The organism is Pseudomonas sp. 32A (assembly GCF_052682255.1).
This window is the reverse complement of the sequence record NZ_JBQYLY010000001.1, coordinates 6,011,550-6,034,291: the sequence shown is the minus strand read 5'-3', so window position 1 is coordinate 6,034,291 and position 22,742 is coordinate 6,011,550. Positions and strand designations below refer to the sequence as shown.

Here is a 22,742-nt window from a genome sequence, read left to right as displayed (position 1 = left end):
TTAATTCTTGTACACCTGAAATATTATCGTATAGCCATCATTCAGAATTTGACGCCAATCTACTGGCTCAAAAGCACCGTAAGCACCAGGATTTAATACCTATTCAGGGATTTGCGTCGACCGATCCTGGTATCAGGAGGTGGTCAAAAAAACTGGTACTGCCCCACTGCTGATAGCGAGTTGCCGAACGGTCCCCTGGCACCAGGAAGGTACTCAACGAGTCGGCACCGACAGTTGAGCTGTACAGTGTCCACCACTCGGAATAATTGGGGTCAAACCTGGTAGCGGCGAAAACTGTCGCCGCCTGCTCGCGCCCCTGCGATATGTGCTGGAGCAATCCAACATTGGTGACCTCACGCGGTGTACTGCCAGCGATCCGCGCCGATTCAGACAGCAGATGAAAAAACCCATTAACGCTGTTTGCAGGTGTGAAGTTTCCCCAGACAATGCGGCCCTTGGCAGGATCTCCGTCAACGTAATAGTTAGTATCGGGTGAGCCACGTACATACAGTTTCCGGACCTGCCAAGGTTCCAGCCCGTCAATATCTACCGTCGCATCAGCCGCCAATCTTGCTCCATCAACAACGCCAATCGCCGTAGCGGTGTGATTGGAATGGCCATAATCGCCCGTAAAGTTGTGCACGCTGACTAATACCAGCGGGTGATAACGGCGAATCGTGCGGGCAATCACCCAAGCCGCGGCCTCCCGGCCAGATGCCATACCGACCGTATTGCCGAACCCAGGCGTCACCTGTGTCACTGCCGATGAGGTTCCCCAGCCTCGCCCATTTTTGCCCCAGGACTGGTCCGGGTTGGCTCCGCAGCAGCCGGTGTCGACAAAACCACCATCGATTAGAAGAATATTTCCCGTACGGTAAAGACCCGGCGCATACAGCCCCAGATCCCGATCGAGTTGACCTGCGTACACGTCGTCCGCATTACGCAACTCCTGCATTCGATTCCGTGAGCCGGAGGTCAACGGGGCACTGCCATTGGCGTTGCGGCTGACCATGGCTAACTCAGCCACTTGCCTGCCTTGCGCTTGTGCGTATACAGGCAATATTCCACCGCCAAAGATGCCCTCATCATCTGGGTGAGCATGCACAACCAGCATATCTATCGATGAGCGACGCGCCAGTTGCCAAATCGAACCGTTGCCGTGATTGATCACAACGACATTGTTGATATTCACCACCGAAACGCGGCTGGCATCTCCCCGGAGCAGGTTCCAGCGAGACTCGGCAGCTACCCAGTTCCAGATATTTCCAGCGGAGTTGACCAGCAGAACCGTTCCGTCATCGCCTACCGACAAGTCGGCAAGAGCACCGACACCGGAAGGCGCTGGTATCGATTGCCATTGGTTGTGGACCCACTTGTAAATCAAATGGGTCGAGTTGTAGCCCCACGCTTCACCGTTGGGCGCGGCTGCAATGTTGACCAGTTTCCCTGGAAGCCGCGTCCACTGTTGCCCCGGGCTAGTGAACTGCTTGGGCGTACCATCGGATTCAACGGCGAATAACACCCCGCCACGGGCGGCCGATATGTCATCCGCTTCACCCGATATTTGCTGCCAACTACCGGATACCCAGCGGTATATTTTGCCAACGGTGTTGACCAACCAAACATCACCGTCAGGACTGACGGAAATGTATTTGCCGCTATTGCCAGGTCTCAGCACCCAGGCCGAGCCGTTGAACTCATAGATTTTTCCAGTGACGTCGATAGCCCACATTTTTCCGGCGCTGCTGGAAATGTCCATGGGCGAAGCTGTCGGGCCCCAGGGAATACGCGTCCACTCTCCCTCAACACACCAGGCTTTCAATGAAACCAACAGCATCAACAGCACAACGAGTGCCATTTGGTTGATACCGAATTGCCGAAAAAATGATGTGCGACCGGATACTTGATACATGGATGTGCCCCTAGGCCGGAATTCGTGCTGACGCTTTCCAGAAGGAATGAGCAGCCAGAATTACGCTACGAACATACGCACATCTCGTCTACTGTCAGTTCTGACAGGTGTATAAGGGTCCAGCTGTCATTTATTCACCTGCAAGTCATCCATCTGCCCATCCCAACCACCGCCCAGCGCGGCGATCAGTTGCACGCTGGCAACCAAACGGGTTTGCAGCAGGGTCAGCACCGTGCGCTCGTTGCTCAGGGCCGTCGCTTGCACGGTGACCACATCAAGATAAGCGATCAGACCGGCCTTGTACTGGTTCTGGGTCAGGCGCAGGGATTCCCGGGCTGCGTCGAGGGCTTCGTTGCTGACAACTGCCTCGTCTTCCAGGACCTTGAGCTGGACCATGTAGTTTTCCACTTCGCGGAAACCATCGAGTACGGTCTGGCGGTACTTGGCCACGGTTTCGTCGTAGGACGCTTCGGCGCGGTCGACTTCCGCCGAACGCTGGCCGCCGTCAAACAGGGTCATGGCGAGTTTCGGTCCCACCGACCAGAAGCGGTTCGGCAGGCTGATCCAGTCGGCGTAGGTGCTGCTGGAATAGCCGCCGGCCAGGCTCAGGGTCAGGTCCGGGTAGTAGGCGGTCTTGGCCACGCCGATATTGGCGTTGGCCGCAATCACCGAGCGCTCAGCCTGGGCGATATCCGGTCGGCGTTCCAGCAGTTGCGACGGCAGGCTCACCGGAATCTGCGGCAGCGCCGGAATGTCTTTGCTCACCGCCAGGTTGAAGTTGGCCGGCGGCACACCGATCAGCACGGCAATTGCGTTTTCCAGCTGCGCCCGCTGCCAGATCAGGTCGATCATGCTGGCCTGGGTGCTTTTCAGCTGAGTCTGGGCCTGGGCGATGGCGTCCTTGCCCGAGACACCGGCGCGGTATTGGTTCTGGGTCATTTGCAGGGAACGTTGGTAGGTGTCCACCGTGGCTTGCAGCAGACGGGTCTGTTCGTCCATGACCCGCAGTTGCAGGTAATCCTGCACCAGCTCCGATTGCTGGCTCAGGCGCATCGCCGCGAGGTCCGCTGCGCTGGCTTCGGCGCTGGCTTCATTGGCTTCCAGGCCCCGGCGCAATTTGCCCCAGATATCGGCTTCCCAGCTCACGCCCAATTGGGCGTTCAAGGTGTCGCGGATACCGCTGCTGGAGCTGCTCAGGCTCGCGTTACTGCTGCCGGTTCCCTGGCTGGCCCGGCTTTTCGAGGCACTCAGGTCAACCGTGGGGAAGAACGCACCACGGGCGCTGCGCACCTGCGAGGCAGCCTGGCGATAACGCGCCTCGGCCTGGGCCACGGTCTGGTTGGAGCTGTTGAGTTTTTCTACCAGCTCATTGAGTTGTTTGTCGCCGTACAGCTCCCACCAGGCCCCTCGGGCCAACGAATCGCTGGGCGCGGCCTGGCGCCAGCCCTGGGCTTCCTTGTACTGGGCCGGTTCGGTCAATTCGGGGCGTTTGTAGTCCGGGCCGACGGCGCAGGCGCTGAGCATCAGCACGAGGCCCATTGCAGGAGCGAGCTTGCTCGCGAAAAGCCTGAGAACACCAGGTTCATTCAGGATGCCAGCGTTATCGTTGTCGCCCTTCGCGAGCAAGCTCGCGCCTACAGGGGAACGCGTTGAATCGGTCATAGCGCAGTGTCCAGGGCAGCATCGGTACGCACTCCGCGCCAGCCGTTGAAACGGTGGCGCAGGCGGTCGAGATAAAGGTAAACCACAGGCGTGGTGTAGAGGGTCAGGATCTGGCTGAACACCAGCCCGCCGATAATCGTCAGGCCCAGGGGCTGGCGCATTTCCGCGCCTTCGGCACTACTGAGCAGCAACGGCACAGCGCCCAGAATCGCCGCCAGGGTGGTCATCAGGATCGGGCGCAACCGCACGAGGCAAGCGGCGCGAATCGATTCCAGCGGGCTCATGCCGTCCTTGCGCTCCAGTTGCAGCGCAAGGTCGATCATCAGAATCGCGTTTTTCTTCACCACCCCGATCAGCAGGAACAGCCCCAGCAGCGAGATCAGGCTGAACTCGCCCCCCAGCAGATAGATCGAGAGCAAGGCGCCCACCCCGGCCGACGGCAAGGTCGACAGAATGGTCAGCGGGTGAATGTAGCTCTCGTACAGAACCCCCAGTACCAGGTACACCGCCACCAGCGCACCGAGGATCATGAACGGCTGGCCTTTCTGGGTGGCGGCGAAGGCGTCGGCCGTACCGGCCATCTTCGCGATCACATCTTCAGGCAGGCCGACCTTGGCAATCGCCCGCTCGATGGCGGCCGTGCCCTGCTCCACGGTGACCCCGGGTGACATATCGAACGCAATATTTTCCGAGGCAAACTGGCCTTCATGGCTGACCCGGTCGTCCGCCAGGCTGTTCTCATAGTGGGCGATCGCCGACAGCGGGACGCGGGCACCGGTGGACGTGATCACCTGCATCTGATTCAGGGTGATCGGGTCCTGGGCGTACTTCGGATTGACCTCCATCACCACCTGATACTGGTTAAGGCTGTCGTAGATGGTGGAAATCTGCCGCTGGCTGTAGGCGTTGTTGAGCACGGCGGTGACCATGTCCATATCAATGCCCAGGCGCTTGGCCTGGTCGCGGTCGACAATCAGCGTCACCTGGGCCGCGCCGCGCCCTTCACGGGCATCGATGGCGGTCAGTTCCGGCAGCTCACGCAGCGCGGCGACCACTTTCGGGTACCACAGACGAAGGGCCGCGAGGTCGCCGCTTTGCAGGATGTAGGAATACTGCGAGGTGGTCTGGTCGCGACCGCCGCCAAATTGCAGGTCCTGGTCAGCCATCAGCATCAGGCGCCCACCGGGCACCAGTGGCACGTTCTTGCGCATGCGCTCGATTACCGCCTGGGCGGAAATCTTGCGTTCGCTGATAGGCTTGAGCCGCACCAGCATCACTGCGTTGTTGGTGCCGCTGTTGCCACCAATAAACCCCGCCACGCTCAATACGGCGGGATCCTGCAGGACCGCCTTGCGGAAGATTTCCATCTTCGGCTGCATCACGGTAAATGACAGCCCGTCATCGCCGCGCACAAAGCCGATCAGTTGTCCGGTGTCCTGTTGGGGCATGAAGGTTTTCGGCACCACCACATACAGCGCGACGTTGACGCCAATGGTCACGAACAGGCTGAGCAGCGTCAGGCGCTTGTGGCGCAGCACCCAGTCCAGGCTGCGGGCGTAGCCGGCCACCATGCGGTCGTTGATCTTCTGGCTCCAGCGCTGCAAGCCTGTCTCCTGGCCTTTGACATGGGGCTTGAGCCAGCGGGCGCAGAGCATCGGGGTCAGGGTCAGCGACACCACCAGCGAGACGATGATCGCCGCCGCCAGGGTGATGGAAAACTCGCGGAACAGGCTGGTGACGATCCCGCCCATAAACAGGATCGACAGGAACACCGCCACCAGCGAGACGTTCATCGACAGCAAGGTGAAGCCGACTTCCTGGGCCCCCAGGTACGCCGCCTTCATCGGCGGCACGCCTTCGTCGATGTGCCGGGAAATGTTCTCCAGCACCACGATGGCATCGTCCACCACCAGGCCGGTGGCGAGGATCAGCGCCATCAGCGACAGGTTGTTCAGGGAAAAGCCGAACAGGTACATCACCGCAAACGTACCCACCAGCGACACCGGCACCGCCAGGGTGGGAATCAGTGAGGCACGGAAGTTACCGAGGAACAGGTACACCACCAGGATCACCAGGGCCACGGCAATCAGCAACGTCATCTCGGCTTCGTGCAAGGTGGCGGTGATCACCGGCGAACGGTCCATGGCCAGGTTCAGCTTGACGCTGGACGGCAACACCGCCTGCAAGGCCGGCAATTGCGCCTTGATCTGCTTCACGGTCTCGATGATGTTGGCACCGGACTGCCGGTTGATCACCAGCAGCACCGCCGAGTCGTTGTTGAAGAAGCCGCTGTTGTAGCGGTCCTCGACGCCGTCGCTGATCTTCGCCACATCCCCCAGGCGCAAGGCCGCGCCGTTCTGGTAGCGAATCAGCAGCGGTTCGTAGTCCTTGGCCTTTTCCAGCTGGTCGTTGGCCTGGATCTGCCAGTTGCGCTGGCTGTCTTCCAGCGAACCCTTGGGCCGGCGCACGTTGGCATTGGCGATGGTGTTACGCACATCGTCCAGGGCCACGCCGTACTGGTCGAGGGCCTTGGGTTCGAGTTCGATCCGCACGGCGGGCAAGGAGCTGCCGCCGATCTGCACTTCACCCACCCCCGGCACCTGGGACAGGCTCTGGGACAGGATGGTCGAGGCCAGGTCGTACAGCTGGCCCTTGGGCAACACGTCCGACGTCAGGGACAGCACCATAATGGGCGCCTGGGACGGGTTGATTTTCTTGTAGGTGGGCATGCTGCGCATGCCGCTGGGCAGCAGATTACGCGAGGCGTTGATGGCCGCCTGCACTTCCCGCGCCGCGCCGTTGATGTCGCGATCGGAGTCGAACGCCAGGATCACCCGGGTCGAACCCTGGCTCGACGAACTGCTCATGGTGGTAATGCCGGCAATCGCGCCGAAGGAGCGCTCCAGCGGCGTGGCCACCGTCGACGCCATCACCTCGGGGCTGGCCCCCGGCAAACTGGCCGACACCACGATCACCGGAAAGTCGATCTGCGGCAATGGCGACACCGGCAGCAGGTTGAAGCTGACGCCGCCCAGCAACATGATCGCCAGGCTCAGCAGCATGGTCGCGACCGGCCGGCGAATGAAAGGTCCGGACAGGTTCATGGCTCAACCGGCTCCAGGCGCACGGGCTCTTTGCGCCAGCGACGGCCAAGGCGGTCGAAATACAGGTAGATCACCGGGGTGGTAAACAGGGTCAACACCTGGCTCACCAGCAGCCCGCCGACCATCACCAGGCCCAGGGGCTGACGCAGCTCCGCACCGGAACCGGTGGCGAGCATCAACGGCACGGCACCGAACAGCGCCGCCAGGGTGGTCATCAGGATCGGCCGGAAACGCAACAGTGCCGCCTGGTAGATCGCGGTTTGCGGGTCCAGGCCCTGGTTGCGCTCAGCGTCGAGGGCGAAGTCGATCATCATGATCGCGTTCTTCTTCACGATACCGATCAACAGGATGATGCCGATGATCGCGATCATCCCCAGGTCGTTGCCACTGAGCAGCAAGGCCAGCAAGGCCCCCACCGCTGCCGAGGGCAAGGTCGAGAGAATGGTGATCGGGTGGATGTAGCTCTCGTAGAGCACGCCCAGCACGATGTACATGGTCACCACCGCCGCCAGGATCAGCAGCAAGGTACTCGACAGCGAAGCCTCGAACGCCTGGGCCGCGCCCTGGAATTGAGTCTGCACGCCGACGGGCATGCCGATGTCTTTCTGCGCCTGGTTGATCAGTTCCACACCCTTGCCCAGCGCTACGCCGGGGGCCAGGTTGAACGACATCATCACCGCCGGGAACTGGCCGATATGCGCAATCGCCAACTGGGCCTGACGCTGTTCCACGTGGGCCAGGCTCGACAGCCGTACCTGGCCACCGTCGGTGGTTTTCACGTGGATCTGGTTCAGGGCGTCCGGGCCGAGGGTTTCACCGGATTGCGCCTGCAACACCACACGGTACTGACTGGCCTGGGTGTAGATGGTGGAAATCTGTCGCTGGCCAAAGGCGTCGTACAGTGCATCCGTGATGGTCGACACCGACACACCAAGGCGCGAAGCCGCGTCACGGTCGATCACCAGGTACACCTGCAAGCCTTTGTCCTGCAGGTCGCTGGCGACGTCGGAGAGTTCCGGCAACTGGCTGAGGGCGTGCACCAGCTTGTCACTCCACAGCGCCAGCAACTCGGCGTCCGGTGAGGACATGCTGAACTGGTACTGGGTGCGGCTGACGCGGTCTTCAATGGTCAGGTCCTGCACCGGCTGCATGAACAGGCGGATACCCACCAGCTTGTCCAGTTGCGGTTGCAGGCGCGTGATGATCTGTGCTGCGCTGAGGTCCCGTTCGCCGTGGGGCTTGAGGTTAATCAGCAGGCGGCCGCTGTTGAGGGTGGCGTTATCGCCGTCCACCCCGATATAGGACGACAGGCTCTCCACCGACGGGTCTTCGAGGATGATCTTTGCCAGTTCCTGCTGGCGCTGGCTCATGGCCGCAAAGGAGATCGACTGCGGCGCTTCGGAAATGCCCTGGATCACCCCGGTGTCCTGCACCGGGAAGAAGCCCTTGGGCACCACCAGGTACAGCACCACGGTCAGGCCCAGGGTGGCGATGGCCACCAGCAGGGTCAGCGGCTGGTGCTTGAGCACCCACTGCAACTTGCGCCCGTAGGCTTCGATCAACCAGTCGATCCAGGCACCGCTGGCCTTGTAGAAACGGCCCTGCTCTTCTTCCTTGGGTTCGCGCTTGAGCAAACGCGCGCACATCATCGGCGTCAGGGTCAGGGACACCACCAGGGAAATCAGGATCGCCACCGCCAGGGTGATGGCGAACTCACGGAACAAGCGCCCCACCACGTCGGCCATGAACAGCAACGGGATCAATACGGCAATCAGCGACAGGGTCAGGGAAATCAGGGTGAAACCGATCTGTTTGGCGCCCTTGAGCGCGGCGGCCATGGGCGTCTCGCCTTCCTCGATATAGCGGGAAATGTTCTCCAGCATCACGATGGCGTCGTCCACCACAAACCCGGTGGCAATGGTCAGGGCCATCAGCGTCAGGTTATTGATGGAGAAGCCGGCCAGGTACATCACCCCAAAGGTGCCCACCAGGGACAGTGGCACGGCGATGGACGGAATGATGGTGGCGCTGAAGCGGCGCAGGAACAGGAACGTCACCATCACCACCAGGGCAATGGCGATCAGCAATTCGTGTTGTACGTCACGGACCGAGGCGCGGATGGTTTGGGTCCGGTCGGTGAGCACCGTCACGTCCAGGCCGGCCGGCAGGTTGTCGGTGATGCTCGGCAACAATGCCTTGATCCGGTCCACCACTTCGATGACGTTGGCCCCGGGCTGGCGCTGGATATTCAGCAAGACCGCCTGGTTTTCATTGGCCCAGGCCGCGAGGCGCTCGTTCTCGGCGCCGTCGACGATCTGCGCCACATCCTTGAGCCGCAACGGCGCGCCGTTGTTGTAGGCGAGGATCAGCTCGGCGTATTCCTTGGGCGAGACCAACTGGTCGTTGGCGTCGAGCATCGACACCCGCGTAGGGCCGTCGAAGTTACCCTTGGGCTGGTTGACGTTGGAGGCCGCGATCAGCGTGCGCACATCCGACAGGTTCAGGCCGTTGGCCGCCAGGGCTTCCGGGTTGACCTTGATCCGCACCGCCTGGCGCTGGCCACCGGCGATGCTGACCATGCCGACGCCGCTGATCTGCGCGATTTTCTGCGCCATGCGCGTGTCGACCAGGTCATTGAGCTTGGGCAGCAACATGGTCTTGGAGGTGATGGCCAGGGTCAGCACCGGGGTGTCCGCCGGGTTGACCTTGTTGTACACCGGCGGTGCCGGCAAATCCTTGGGCAGCAGGTTGGTGGCGGCGTTGATCGCGGCCTGCACCTGTTGCTCGGCGACATCCATGTTGATGTCGAGGTTGAAACGCAGGGTCAGCACCGAGGCGCCGCCGGAGCTGGTGGACGCCATCTGGGTCAGGCCGGGCATCTGCCCGAACTGACGCTCCAGGGGCGCCGTCACCGCGCTGGTCATTACGTCCGGGCTGGCGCCGGGGTACAGGGTCATCACCCGGATGGTCGGGTAGTCCACCTGGGGCAGGGCCGAGACCGGCAACAGGCGATAGGCAATCGCACCGGCCAGAACAATGGCCAGCATGCTCAGGGTAGTGGCTACCGGGCGAAGGATGAACAGCCGCGAGAGGTTCATGCGCCGCCCTTTTGCGCCTTGCCGGCATCAGCCGGGCCTTGCTGCGTCTTGGCTGCCGGCTGGCCCTGGAGGTGTTCGGGCGGCGTGGTCGGCACTTCAGTGCTGTCGTTGACCACTTCGATATCGCTGCCGTCCTTCAGGCGGTCGGTGCCTTCCAGTACGACGCGGTCGCCGGCGGCCAGGCCTTGTTTGATCACGGTGTTGTTGCCGTCGGAGTCACCGATCACCAGCGGACGTACCTTGACCTTCTTGTCGCCATCGAGCACGTAGACAAAGGTGCCATTGTTGCCGAACTGAATCGCCGCCGACGGCGCCAGCACCACGTTATGCAGGGTGTCGGCCAGCAGGTGCACATTCACGAACTGGTTGGGGAACAGCGCCTGGTCCTTGTTATCGAACCGCGCCTTGAATTTGAGAGTGCCGGTGGTGACGTCGATCTGGTTGTCCAGGCTCTGCAACACGCCGCTGGCTTTCAGCGCCACATCGCCACGGTCCCAGGCTTCTACCGGCAGCTTGTTGCCGGCGTGATAGCGGGCCAGCACGGTTTCCAGGGTGTTTTCCGGCAACGTGAAGGCCACGCTGATGGGTTGGGTCTGGGTAATCACTGCCAGGAAGGTGGTGTCGTTGGCGGCGACAAGGTTGCCTACGTCTACCTGACGCAGGCCGACACGCCCGGTGATCGGGGCGCGGATCTTGGTGAATTCGAGGTTGAGCTTGGCGTCATCCACCGCGCCCTGGTTGGTCTTGACCGTGCCCTGGTACTGCAACACCAGCGCTTCGGCGGTGTCCAGGGTCTGCTTGGCGATACTGTCCTGCGCATACAGGTCGCGATAACGCTGCACGTCGACCTGGGCATTTTTCAACTGGGCCTGGTTCTGCAGCAACGTGCCCTGGGCCTGAAGCAAGGCATTCTGGTAACTGCGCGGGTCGATTTCCGCCAGCAAGTCACCGGCCTTGACCATTTGCCCCTCTTCAAAGGCGATCTTGACCAGTTCTCCCCCTACCCGGCTGCGCACATTGATGGTGTTCAATGCCGTGACCGTGCCCAGTGCCTTGTAGTACACCGGGAACTCCCCCTGCACCGCAGGCGCCACACGCACCGGCACCGGGCCAGTAGACCCACCAAAGCCCGGGCGCATCATGCCCGACTTGCCGGCATGCCCGGCGGGCTTATTCTCGGCGCTGTCTTTGTGGCTGCCGGGCCAGAACTTCCAGCACAAGCCGGCAATAACCAGCAGCACGAGCAGGCCGAACAGCCAGCGGCGGGAGTGACGAGGGGTGGATTGCATGGAGTGATCAACCATTGGGTGCGAGCTTCTTCTTCGGGAGGCTGAAAGATAAGCACTGGGGCGCGTTAAGAAAAGCGCCTTTACCGGCTATTTACCTTGGACTTACAACTTTTAACTTCTTGGCTTAGTCCATTGACTATCCGGCTAAGCGTCTGAAGCACAAATAAAAACGGCCTGGACTAGGCCAGGCCGCAATACTGCATCACGCGTGTTACTGCAAAACGACAGTCACGCGTAGTTACAGTTACTTCAAAACAGCCAGGGCTGCTTCGTAGTTCGGCTCTTGGCCGATTTCGCTGACCAGTTCGCTGTGCAGCACGTTGTCGTTCTCGTCCAGCACGACGACAGCGCGGGCGGTCAGGCCTTTGAGCGGGCCATCGGCAATCGCAACACCGTAGTCGACAGCGAATGCAGCCTCACGGAAGTCCGACAGGTTCTTCACGTTTTCCAGGCCTTCGGCACCGCAGAAACGCGCTTGGGCGAATGGCAGGTCAGTGGAGATGCACAACACCACGGTGTTGTTCACGTCGTTGACCTGGGCGTTGAACTTGCGAACCGAAGTGGCGCAGGTCGGGGTATCAACGCTTGGGAAGATGTTCAGCACTTTGCGCTTGCCGGCAAAGGTCGCCAGGGTCGCGTCGGACAGATCGCCAGCAGTCAGGGTGAAGTCTGGCGCCTTGGCGCCGACTTTCGGCAAATCGCCTTCGACCTGGACAGGGTTGCCTCGGAGGGTAACTTGAGCCATGAACGGAATCCTTCTAGTGGTGGTAGTGAAACGAATTTCAGGTGCCGAAGTTAAACACAAAGTTCGATGGGCACCTATGGTCGGACGCAAATTGTCATGGTGCGAGGCTCACCGCCCCGCCGCCAGGAACCCGCGCTGCAGATCCTCGATCAACGCCTCCACATCCTCCAACCCCACATGCAGGCGCACCACCGGGTTCAATCCACGGTCAGCGGCACTCCAGCGATCCTGTGTGTCGCCCAGGGTGACCAGGCTTTCATAACCGCCCCAGGAGGCGCCCAGGCCAAACAGCTGCAGGCCGTCGATAAAACGCTCCACATAGCCTGCATCGGCATTATTGAGTTCGAACGAAAGCAGGCCATTGCTGCCGCTGAAATCACGCTTCCACAGCGCATGCCCCGGATGCTCGGGCAAGGCCGGATGGAACACCCGCTTGACCTGCGGCTGCACCTGCAACCATTGAGCAATCGCCAGCGCCTGGCGCTCGTGCACGTCCAGCCGGGAAGCCAGGGTGCGGGCGCCACGCAGGATCAGGTAGGCATCGTCGGCGCTCACCGCATTGCCAAAGGTATCGCTGATTTTCGCCAGGGCTGGCCATGCGGCTTCGGTGGTGCAGACGCTGCCCATCATCACGTCGCTGTGGCCGCCAAGGTACTTGGTCAAGGCCATGATCGAGATGTCGGCACCCAGCGCCAGCGGGCGGTACAGGTACGCCGAGCCCCAGGTATTGTCCACCGCCAGCAAGATTCCGCGCGGCTTGCACAGTGCGGCTATCGCGGGCAGGTCGCACAGTTCATACAACAGCGAACCGGGGACTTCTGCATAGACCATTTTGGTGTTGGCTTGCAGTTGCGCTTCCAGGCCGCTGCCGTCCGGGCAGAAGTAGCTGACTTCGATGCCGAATGGCTGGAGGAACTCCCGGGCCAGTTTGCGCACCGGCGAATACACGGCGTCGGTGATCAACACATGGTCGCCGGGCCGCAGGTAGGCCAGAAACGTCTGCGCCGCTGCGGCGAGCCCCGTGCCATACAGCCGTGTGCGATAGCCACCCTCCAGCTCGGTGACCAAGTCTTCAAGGGCAAAAGCGGTGGGATTCCCGCGTGCGCCGTAACTCAGGACCCGCTCACTGTCGCGTCGGGAGCGGGCGTCACGCATCTGGGCCAGGTTGTCGAACAGCACCGTGCTCAGGCGGGTGATCGGTATGTTGACCGCCCGGCCACCGTTGCCCCCTTCGGTACGCGCCGCATGAATCAACCGGGTACGCACCCGTGACGCGGGCAACAATGGTTTGAGACTGGCGATTTCCGCTTCGCTCATCTGTGCCAGCAGGCCGATTTCCCAGGCCAGGTACTGGCGGGCGGCGTCCTTGTTGCCGCTGTGGCGGTCGTGGGTAAAGAACAAAAAGTCGATGCATTGATTGTCGGGAGGTGTCTGCGCGTCCTCGATCACCGGCAAACCTGCCGCCACCCATGCGGCATAGCCGCCGTCGAGCAAGCGCACATCGTCGCCCAACCCCAGCGCAGCAAAAGCAGCCAGCGCCGGATCATCCGCCAGCAGCACCACCGGGCGCGCACCGGCGGTCAACTGGGAACGGATCGACCAGCGCGAACCGGCAATTCGGCCCTTGCGATGGGTCATGCTCGGGCGCAGGTCCACCAGGTCAACGGTGCCATCCTTCAACGTGTCAGCCAGTGCCTGCACCGATATCCCCGGCAGCGCTTCAAAGGGGACAGTCCCCTTTACCTCCAGCGCCAATCCACTGTGGATTCCACCCTCCAGCACATATGCCTCATGCCCCAACTGGCGCAGCCAACTGGCAACAATCGGCGCACGCACGCCGTCGCTGTCCAACAGCACCACCCGCGCCTGACGCACGCCGATGTACAGGTCGGTGGACTGGATCAACTGCCCGCCTGGCGTGTGTTGCGCCCCCGGCAAACTGCCGGCGGTAAATTCTTCAGCGGTGCGCACATCACACAGGAACAGGCTGCGGGCCGGATCCGCCGCCCATTGCCGAACCAGCTCCGCCCCGACACTGACCACCCCTGCCCGTTCCGCCAGTTGCCGGGCAGCCGCGCGCTGTTGGGCCAGATCCGTCGAGACCTGATCGGCATAACGCCGGGTACTGCCATGCTCCAGTTTGAAATCCGCCAGGTACCAACCCTGGGTACCGTTTTCCAACGCATAAACCGGGTTCTTCACGCCGAGGTTGATCAACGTCTGGGCACCGATAATGCTGCGGGTACGGCCGGCGCAATTGACCACGATCGGCGTCGTCTCATCCGGCACCAGGTCGTGCACGCGGTAACCCAGCTCACCGTTGGGGCAGCAGATGGAGCCAGGAATGGTCATCTTGCGGTATTCATCAAACGGCCTGCCGTCCAGCACCACCAGCGGCTCGCCCTTGGCTTGCCACTCCGCCAGTTGCTGCGCGGTGACGTGGGGCGTGTGGCTGGCTTCTTCCACCAACTCGCCAAAAGCCTTTGACGGTACATGCACCCCGGCGAACAGCTGCAGGCCGGCAGCCTGCCAACCGTCAGCCCCCCCTTCCAGTACATGCACCTGCCGGTAGCCCAATGCCTGCAAGCGCAGCGCCGTGCGCGCCGCCACATCGCCGCCGCCCTGGTCGTAAATCACCAGGCGCACCTGAGGGTTGGGCGCCAGGCGCTGCACCTCCAGTTCAAGGCGGCTATAGGGCAGGTTTACCCCGTGGAACAGATGGGCCTCGCCGTATTGGCCGTGCTCGCGTACGTCGAACAGGGCGATTTCCTGGCCGTCGAACAGCCATTGTTGCAATTGCCCGGGTGTGATGGTCTGGCTCATGGAAGTCCCGCAAAAAAAGATGAGTTACTGCAAGGCCAGCGAACGCTCGCCGGCGGCGACTTCACGTCCCTTGGCATAAGCCCGCTGGACCGCCGGGCGCGCCTTGATGCGCAAACGCCAGGCCTGGATGTTCGGGTAGCCCGCCAGGTCCTGGCCTTGGCGCAGGGGCTGGATCCACGGGAAGATCGCCATGTCGGCCACCGAGTATTCGCCTGCCACATACGGCACCTCGGCCAGGCGTTGCTCCAACACCCGATACAGGCGCGTGGCTTCGGTATTCAGCAAATCCAGGGCAAAGGGAATCGGCTCCGGGGCCTTCTCCTTGAACAGCTGCAACTGGCTCAGGTACGGGGTGATATGCCCCACCTGCCAGAACAGCCATTCCTGGACCTTCTGGCGCTCGGCGCTTCCGGCGGGCGGCAGGAAGCGCCCCGCTTTGTCCGCCAGGTAATTCAGGATCGCCCCGGACTCGAACAGGCTCAGGGGTGCTTCAAGGCTGTGGTCGACAATCGCCGGAATCCGCCCATTCGCACTGATGCGCTGGAAGCTTTCCTGCTTCTGCGCGCCTTCGCGGATGTTGACCGGAATCAGGCGGTACTCCGCCTCCAGCTCTTCCAGCAGGATCCCGACTTTCAGGCCATTGCCCGTAGGCCAGTAATACAGATCAATCATAAAAAACCCTGGATGAACGCTGATCCAATTGTGGGAGCGGGCTTGCTCGCGAATGCGGTGGGTCAGAAACGCATTCATTGGCTGACACACCCCATTCGCGAGCAAGCCCGCTCCCACATTTGATGTGTGTTGTGCTCAGGAATAGGCCCGGATTGAAGGCGCCATCTGCGAGGCGTTGTAATTGAGGATCCGGCCGTCTGCTTCAACGCCATAACGGCCGTTGAGGGATTCCAGCGGCAAGCCGTACAGGTGGAAGTGCAAGGTCGCCTGCTCACCCTCAACGCGAATCCCGTGCAGGTCTTCACCGAGGAACGAGATAGAGGTGCCCGGCTGCACGACGACTTCTTTCTCAAGGGTCAGGGTGGTGAAGCCTTCCTCACGCCCTTCATCGTTGCGGCCATACACGTAATTGATTTCCTGACCTTCGACGGCACTGATGATCGCCCAGGTTTCGTGGTTGTGTGGAAGGGTGCTTTTGCCCGGCAGCAGCGAATTCAGGTACAGGGTCGGCGTGTCGCCATCGTCATTCAGGCGATAGCGGAACGCAGTGCTGCCCTGCCCCGGTACTGGCGCGGGGAATTCGTTGAAGTTGAACAGGTCCCGGCGCTCGGCCAGGGTTTCCAGCAGCCCGACAATTTCCACCAGGGCCGCGCGGTCTACGCCACGCTGGTTGATGACGCGGATCTGCTGCAGGAAGTCTTCGATAACGGCGGCACGGTTTACGGTACTCATAACGAGGTTCCTCTTGTTAGACAGACAGGGTGTAGCGGCTCAGGTTGGTCAACAGGTAAGGATCGTTGGCGATCGGTGGCCGGCGGCCGGGATCGCCCAAGGCATGGCGCAGGAATTCCTGGGTGCGTTCACTGGTGGGGCGCTGGAAGATCTGCTCGGCGCTGCCGTGCTCGACGATCACGCCGTTTTCGGTGAAGTAGACGATGTCGCTGATCTCTTCGGCGAAGCGCATTTCATGGGTTACCAGCACGCAGGTCATGCCTTCTTCGGTCAGCTCGCGAATCACCGTCAGTACTTCACCGACGGTTTCCGGGTCCAGGGCCGAGGTCACTTCATCGAACAGGATCAGCTCGGGGCGCATCGCCAACGCCCGGGCAATCGCCACCCGCTGCTGCTGGCCGCCGGACAACTGGCCGGGATAGGCATCGGCCTTGTGCTCCATGCGCACTTTGGCCAACAGCGCGCGGGCGTCCTTCTCTGCCTCGGCGCGGTGACGGCCAAGCACCTTGCGCGGGGCGATCACCAGGTTTTCCAGCACGGACAGATGCGGGAACAGGTTGTATTGCTGGAACACAAACCCGACGCGCTTGCGCAACTCGATGCGCTGGGCTTCCTGGGTCAGCGTGTCGACCCGGGTTTCGCCCACGCGGATGGTACCGCGCTGGGGCTGCAACAGCCCGGTGATGCAACGCAGGATGGTCGACTTGCCCGAGCCCGACGGGCCGATGATCGACACCGCCTGGCCGCGATGCACGTCGAGGTCGATGCCCTTGAGCACCCGGTTTTCACCGAACGACAGCTGCAAGTCCCGCAGGCTGACCAGGGGTTCAATAGAAGGCATAACGGCGCTCCAGGCGTTGGGTCAAACGGGAAATCGGGTAGCAGTAGGCGAAGAACAGCACCAGCAGGCTGAGGTAGATCACCACGGTGAAGCCGGTCATGTTCACGGTGTTGCTGGCGATCTGTGCGGTGTCGATCACGTCGTGCACGCCCACCAGCGAAGCCAGGGCGGTGCCCATGGTGACCACCGCGTAGAGGTTCATCCACGGCGGCAACATGCGCTTGAAGCACTGGGGCAAGATGATCGAGCGGAAGATCTGGCCACGGGTAAATGCCAGTGACCGCGCCGCTTCCCATTGGGTGCTGGGGATCGAGCCGATGGCGCCGCGAAAGATCTCCGCCACATTCGCGCTGGCGGGCAACGCCAGGCCGATGGTCACCTTGACCCAGTCCGGGAACGACACATAGCTGCTGCCAATATGGATCTCGAACGGAAACACGTAGGTGGTGAAGTAGATCAGCACCAGCCACGGCGCATTGCGGAAAATCTGCACCCAGACTCGTGCCGGCAAGCGCAGCAGGCGCAATGGCGACAGGGCCAACGCGCCCACTATCAGGCCCAGCAGCGAACCGAGACCAATCGCCACCAGGCTGATCAGGATGTTCTGGCCGAAACCGCTGACCAGCGCCGGCGACCATTGCAGCAACGCCGACAGCACCGGGAATGAATCAATGGCCATAGCCGGGCATCCTCAGGCGCGCTTCCAGCCAGCGCCCTACACAATTGACGGTAAAACTCAGCAAGCCGAAAAAGCTCAGGATCAGAATCATCAGTTCCAGCACGTTGTCGCTTTGGGTCCAGATCATGATCGAGGCGTAGGTGATATCACCCACGGCGATGGCCGAGGCCACGGCGGTCATTTTCACCAGGTCGATAAGGTTGTTGATCAGCGACGGCAATGCGAAGCGCAGGGCCAACGGCAACTGCACATTCCACAGCAGTTGCCGGCTGCTGAAGGCCAGGGAGCTGGCGGCTTCCAGGGTCACGGAAGGTACCGCCTCGATGCCGGCGCGCAGGGCTTCAGCGTGGAACGCGCCCTTGTGCAGCGAGATCACGATCACCACCCAGGCAAACGGCGTCAGCGGGTTGGCCGCACCGACAGCCTGGGTCAGCAGCATGTTCAACACCAGGAATGCGCAGTACAGCTGAACCAGCGTAGGCGTGTTGCGGGTCACTTCGATAAACACCCGCGCCGGCTTGGCCAGCCACGGATTGCCCGAAGTCAGCAGCGCCGCGAGGCTGATCCCCGCCAGCAGGCTGCCGACGATGGTGAACACGCACAACAGCACGGTGGTCAGCGCGCCCTGCTCCAGGGTGCCGCGCTGATAGGCATCCAGCAGGAAGCTGTAGTTGAGGCCGATACCGGCGGCCCAATGCACAAAAATCTCCAGCCAATGACTCATTCGGCGCCCCGCAGCTTGCCGCAGGCGGCGGCGATACGGCGGCCGGCTTCGGCCACGCTGTCGGTCGCCGTAGCGATGGACAGGCGAAACCACGGCGACAGGCCGTAGGCGCTGCCGGCTACACCGGCCACGCCCTCCTCCAGCAAGTACTCGACAACATCGCTGTCGTCGTTCAGCTGTTGACCGTCCGGGCGATAGCGACCAAGCAAACCGGCGCAGCGCACGAACACGAAAAAGCCGCCCTGAGGTTCGAGCACTTCCAGGCCGTCGACGGTGCCGAGGGCCATCATCAGCAGGTCCCGGCGCAGCTGATAAGCCGCCACTTGTTCGGCCAAAAAGCCCAGCCCGCCGGTGAACGCGGCCAATGCAGCGGCTTGACCGACGGAAGAAGCGCCGGAGGTGGATTGCGATTGCACCACCGCCATGGCGTTGGTCAGGGTCTGCGGCCCGGCGCCAAAACCGATGCGCCATCCGGTCATGGCGTAGGTCTTGGACACGCCGCCCACCAGCAGGCAACGGTCCTGCAAATCCGGTGCGACGTTCAGCAGGCTCTGGGCCGGGCGGCCGTCGAAACGAATGTGTTCGTAGAGTTCATCCAGCAGCACCAGCACCTGGGGATGGCGACGCAGCACCTCGGCCAGCGCCTGTAATTCAGCCTCGCTGTACACGGCACCGCTCGGGTTGCCCGGGCCGTTGAGGATCAGCCAGCGGGTGCGTTGATTGATGTGCTGTTCCAGTTGGTCCGGCAGCAGCTTGCAGCCCTGCTCCAGCCCGCACTCGATAAACACCGGTTCGCCACCGTTGAACCGCACGCTGTCAGGGAAAGACGGCCAGTACGGCGTCGGCACCAGCACTTGATCGCCGTCGTCGAGGGTGGCGGCGAAGGCGTTGAAGATGATCTGTTTCGCGCCGTTGGCGATCACGATATTCGGCAGCGAATAGTCCAGGTGGTTTTCTTCGGCCAGCTTGCGCTGCACCGCAACGCGCAAGGCTTTCACACCCGGTGTCGGCGTGTATTTGGTGGCGCCCGCAGCGATGGCCGCGTAGGCGGCTTGTTTAATGTGCTCCGGGGTGTCGAAGTCCGGCTCGCCGGTGGTCAGGTCCAGAATGTCGCGGCCCGCATCACGCAGTTCCGTGGCACGGGATTTGGCCGCGGCGTTGGCTGACAGCGACACCCGCTGCACCCGCTTGGACAGGCGAACCGTCATGGCTGCACCTCCAGGACTTTGCCGGGGTTGAGCAGGTTTTTCGGGTCGAGGGCACGCTTGATGCGGCGCATCAGGTCCAGCTCCACCGGGCTTTTGTAGCGGCCCAGCATGCCGACCTTGCGCTGGCCGATTCCGTGCTCGGCACTGATGGAACCGCCGTGGGCGTGGGCGCTGTCGTGCACCAGCAAACTCAGGTCGGCGTAGTTGGCCATGTGCTCATCCACCGTTGAGTCCAGCGGATGGGCGACGTTGTAATGCAGGTTACCGTCCCCCAGGTGCCCGAACGTGAAGTTGCGAACGCCGGGGAAATGCACCTGCAACAGCGCATCGGTATGGGCCACGAAGGCGACGATTTGCGAAATGGGCACCGAGATATCGTGCTTCATATTGCGCCCGGCGCGCTTCTGCGCCTCGCTCATGTTCTCCCGCAGCAGCCACAGGGCTTCGCTCTGCGCCAGGCTCTCGGCGATCAGAGCGTCGGCCAGCAATGACTGCTCGAAGGCTTCACCGAGGACGTTTTCGAAGGCTTCGCGGGCGTGGGTTTCGCCGTGGTTATCCGAGAGTTCCAGCAAAGCGAACCAGGGTTGGCTGGCCTTGAGGAACGGTTGCGGGCCTTCGGGAAACTGCTCGCGCAACAACGCCAGGCAATCGGCGCTGAGCAATTCGAATGCGGTGAGGTTTGCACCAAAACCGGCGCGGGCATGGGACAGAAAAGCGACGGCCTGAGCCAACTCATCAAAGGCCAGCAGCGCGGTGGCCTGAGCCTTGGGCAGCGGGAACAGTTTCAGGGTCGCGGCGGTGATAATGCCGAGGGTGCCTTCACTGCCCACGTACAAATCCCGCAGGTCGTAGCCGGTGTTGTCCTTGCGCAAACCCCGCAGGCCGTTCCAGATTTCGCCTTCGGCAGTGACCACTTCCAGGCCCAGGGTCAGCTCGCGGGTGTTGCCATAGCGCAGCACCGCCGTGCCGCCGGCATTGGTCCCGAGATTGCCGCCAATGGTGCAACTGCCTTCGGCGCCCAGGCTCAGCGGAAACAGGCGATCGGCTTCCCGGGCCACGTCCTGGATGTTTTGCAGGATGCAGCCGGCTTCGACGGTCAGGGTGTCGTTGTCGGTATCGATCACGCGTACCCGGTTCATGCGGTCGAGCAACAGCAATACCGCACGACCACTGGCGTCCGGCGTCGCGCCCGCCATCAGCCCGGTGTTGCCGCCCTGGACCACGATGGGCGCTTCCAGGGCGACGCAGGCGCGCACCACGGCGGCGACTTCCTCGGTGTTGGCCGGGTGTGCCACGGCAATCACCTGGCCGGTGTAGCGGCCCTGTTTATCGGTAAGGTACTGGGGAGCGTCTTCACTGCGCTGCACATGGGCGGCGCCGAGCAATTGCTGCAGGGTGGCGAAGAGCGGTTCACTCATGGCTGTACTGCTCGTGCAGATCACGCAGGGCCTGCGACGGGGCCATGCCGGTGCGTTCGCCGAGGGCGATCAACCAGCCGCTGCGATGCCAGTCCCGCACGATGGCGTCAAGCTTGGCCTGGGTGTCGTGCTCGCCCTTGCGGATCCAGATCACGGATTTGGACGGGATCAAATCCCCCGGCAACGGAATCTCGTAGCCGGACCATTCGGCATCCTCCAGCAGCGCATGCATGGTCGGGCTGACGTGCACCGCCGCCACGCAGCCATTGCCGCGCAGCGACAGCAGGGATTCGGACTGACTGCGGAACGCCTTGATCTGCGCGCCGTAGGTTTCCTGCAACGGTTTGATGAAGTTACTGCCCTGGGACACGCACACCGGCTTGTCCTTGAGGTCGGCCCACTGGGTGATACCGGCGCCTTTGCGAATCAACGCCGCTCCGCCGACTTCTTCATAAGGCGTGGGCACGTAGTCGAGAATCTCGGCGCGCTCGTCGGTGTACTGCATGTTGGCGATCAGCACATCGACCTTGCCTTGTTGCAGGAACTGCACGCGGTTGGGCGCCAGTACCGAGACGGTCTTGGTCTCCACGCCCAGCGCCTGGCCGAGGCCCTTGGCCAGCTCGACGTTGTAGCCCAGGTGCTCGCCGGTCTTGGGGTCGAGGGTGCCAAACGGCGGACCGCTGAGGATCACGCCAACGCTGATGGCGTGGCGTTGCTGGATCTTGTCGAGGGTGGCGTCGGCGTGCGCCAGGCTTGCGCACAGTGCCAGGCCCAAGGCAATCAGGGTTTTCAATGTCATGTGTCAGGCGCCCTTGAACTGTTTCTGCAACTCCACCAGCGCCGGGGACGCCGGGGTGATGTGGTTGCGGGTCTGGGCGTCGATCAGCCAGCCGCTGCGGTGCAGTTCCTTGATGATCGGGTCGAGCTTGGCCTGGGTGTCGTTCTCGCCGCGGCGAGTCCAGATCACCGACGGTGCCGGGTTCAGCTCGGGACTGATGGCGCGGTAGTCCTTCCATTCGGCGCTGTCGTTGATCAGCGGGTTGATCAAGGTGGAGTCATGCACCGCCGCGACGCAGTTGTTGCCGCGCAGGGCCAGCAGGGATTCGGAGGAGCTCTTGAAGCCTTTGATCTGTGCGCCCAGCTCGGTCAGCGGCTTGACGTAGCTGCTGCCCTGGGAGGTGCACACCGGCTGGCCTTTGAGGTCTTCCCAGTGGGTGATCTTGCTGTCCTTGAGTACCGCAGCGGTGCCGCCGATCCTGTAGAACGGCGTCGGTACGAAACCGAGGATTTCGCCGCGCTCGGCGGTCCACTCCATATTGGCAATCAGCAAGTCGACCTTGCCCTGCTGCAGGAACTGCACGCGATTGGCCGGCAATACCGGTACCAGTTGCACCTCGGCGCCCAACTGCCGGCCCAGCTCGTTGGCCAGGTCGACGTTCAAGCCCTTGGGCTTTTGGGTGGTGGGATCGATGCCGCCAAACGGCCCGCCGGACAGCAGCACACCGACCACCAGCACATGGCGCTGCTGGATCTTGTCCAGGGTTGCGTCGGCCTGCACCACCGCGCTGCCGCCCAGGGCGATCAATGCGCCCAGGACCACAGGCAACCTTCGTTTTACCGCCGCGCGCACAAAACCCATGGAACTCCCCTCATTAGCGGTCGGCGTACCCCGACCTGATGTGGGGGCATGCTAGGGAGAGTGCCGGGGTAACGGAAATTCAAATATCTAATATCGTTATAACTTCCCGTAAATGGACGACCTCGCTTTTGGCCATATACTCGCAATCATTGGCTTCTGTAAAAATTCGACGCGACAACACATAAACATATGTAAT

General features: G+C 62.1%; 16 protein-coding genes. All 16 read right to left on the bottom strand.

Going from position 1 to position 22,742, the window contains the following annotated elements; genetic code table 11:
- Positions 1-103: 103 nt before the first annotated feature.
- The gene (locus ACUN0G_RS27760) at positions 104-1,912 is read right to left on the bottom strand and encodes a tectonin domain-containing protein (protein WP_421551847.1); all 1,809 of its coding nucleotides are present in this window, start codon (positions 1,910-1,912) and stop codon (positions 104-106) included.
- Between the two features lie 126 nt (positions 1,913-2,038).
- Positions 2,039-3,451: an efflux transporter outer membrane subunit gene (locus ACUN0G_RS27755; RefSeq protein WP_421551868.1), complete on the bottom strand. Its 1,413-nt coding sequence runs from the start codon at positions 3,449-3,451 to the stop codon at positions 2,039-2,041.
- 119 nt (positions 3,452-3,570) lie between these two features.
- Positions 3,571-6,678 carry an efflux RND transporter permease subunit gene (locus ACUN0G_RS27750; RefSeq protein ID WP_445574895.1) on the bottom strand — a complete coding sequence of 1,036 codons (3,108 nt, stop codon included), beginning with the start codon at positions 6,676-6,678 and terminating at the stop codon, positions 3,571-3,573.
- Entirely contained in the window at positions 6,675-9,776 is a 3,102-nt protein-coding gene (locus ACUN0G_RS27745) for an MdtB/MuxB family multidrug efflux RND transporter permease subunit (protein ID WP_258346343.1), read from the bottom strand. Before ACUN0G_RS27745 ends, ACUN0G_RS27750 begins: the two co-directional genes overlap by 4 nt.
- Positions 9,773-11,080 (bottom strand): MdtA/MuxA family multidrug efflux RND transporter periplasmic adaptor subunit, encoded by a 1,308-nt coding sequence (locus ACUN0G_RS27740; RefSeq protein ID WP_445574894.1) that lies wholly within the window; start codon positions 11,078-11,080, stop codon positions 9,773-9,775. Before ACUN0G_RS27740 ends, ACUN0G_RS27745 begins: the two co-directional genes overlap by 4 nt.
- A gap of 229 nt (positions 11,081-11,309) precedes the next feature.
- Positions 11,310-11,810 carry a thiol peroxidase gene (gene tpx / locus ACUN0G_RS27735; RefSeq protein ID WP_003207496.1) on the bottom strand — a complete coding sequence of 167 codons (501 nt, stop codon included), beginning with the start codon at positions 11,808-11,810 and terminating at the stop codon, positions 11,310-11,312.
- A gap of 108 nt (positions 11,811-11,918) precedes the next feature.
- Positions 11,919-14,633: a cystathionine beta-lyase gene (gene metC / locus ACUN0G_RS27730; protein ID WP_445574893.1), complete on the bottom strand. Its 2,715-nt coding sequence runs from the start codon at positions 14,631-14,633 to the stop codon at positions 11,919-11,921.
- 24 nt (positions 14,634-14,657) lie between these two features.
- Positions 14,658-15,305, bottom strand: coding sequence for a glutathione S-transferase family protein (locus ACUN0G_RS27725; protein ID WP_445574892.1), 648 nt, complete (start codon positions 15,303-15,305; stop codon positions 14,658-14,660).
- Positions 15,306-15,440: 135 nt separating this feature from the next.
- Complete coding sequence (locus ACUN0G_RS27720) at positions 15,441-16,037, bottom strand: cysteine dioxygenase family protein (RefSeq protein ID WP_445574891.1); 597 nt, start codon at positions 16,035-16,037, stop codon at positions 15,441-15,443.
- Positions 16,038-16,053: 16 nt separating this feature from the next.
- On the bottom strand, positions 16,054-16,878 hold the full coding sequence (locus tag ACUN0G_RS27715; protein WP_445574890.1) for an amino acid ABC transporter ATP-binding protein: 825 nt from the start codon (positions 16,876-16,878) through the stop codon (positions 16,054-16,056).
- On the bottom strand, positions 16,865-17,557 hold the full coding sequence (locus tag ACUN0G_RS27710; protein WP_258346348.1) for an amino acid ABC transporter permease: 693 nt from the start codon (positions 17,555-17,557) through the stop codon (positions 16,865-16,867). The genes ACUN0G_RS27715 and ACUN0G_RS27710 overlap by 14 nt, the downstream gene beginning before the upstream one ends.
- Entirely contained in the window at positions 17,547-18,281 is a 735-nt protein-coding gene (locus tag ACUN0G_RS27705; RefSeq protein WP_445574889.1) for an amino acid ABC transporter permease, read from the bottom strand. Before ACUN0G_RS27705 ends, ACUN0G_RS27710 begins: the two co-directional genes overlap by 11 nt.
- Positions 18,278-19,489: an aminotransferase class I/II-fold pyridoxal phosphate-dependent enzyme gene (locus ACUN0G_RS27700; protein WP_445574888.1), complete on the bottom strand. Its 1,212-nt coding sequence runs from the start codon at positions 19,487-19,489 to the stop codon at positions 18,278-18,280. The genes ACUN0G_RS27705 and ACUN0G_RS27700 overlap by 4 nt, the downstream gene beginning before the upstream one ends.
- Entirely contained in the window at positions 19,486-20,907 is a 1,422-nt protein-coding gene (locus ACUN0G_RS27695; RefSeq protein ID WP_445574887.1) for an FAD-binding oxidoreductase, read from the bottom strand. The genes ACUN0G_RS27700 and ACUN0G_RS27695 overlap by 4 nt, the downstream gene beginning before the upstream one ends.
- On the bottom strand, positions 20,900-21,706 hold the full coding sequence (locus ACUN0G_RS27690; protein ID WP_445574886.1) for a transporter substrate-binding domain-containing protein: 807 nt from the start codon (positions 21,704-21,706) through the stop codon (positions 20,900-20,902). Before ACUN0G_RS27690 ends, ACUN0G_RS27695 begins: the two co-directional genes overlap by 8 nt.
- Before the next feature lie 3 nt (positions 21,707-21,709).
- Complete coding sequence (locus tag ACUN0G_RS27685; protein ID WP_063030773.1) at positions 21,710-22,546, bottom strand: transporter substrate-binding domain-containing protein; 837 nt, start codon at positions 22,544-22,546, stop codon at positions 21,710-21,712.
- Positions 22,547-22,742: the final 196 nt, after the last annotated feature.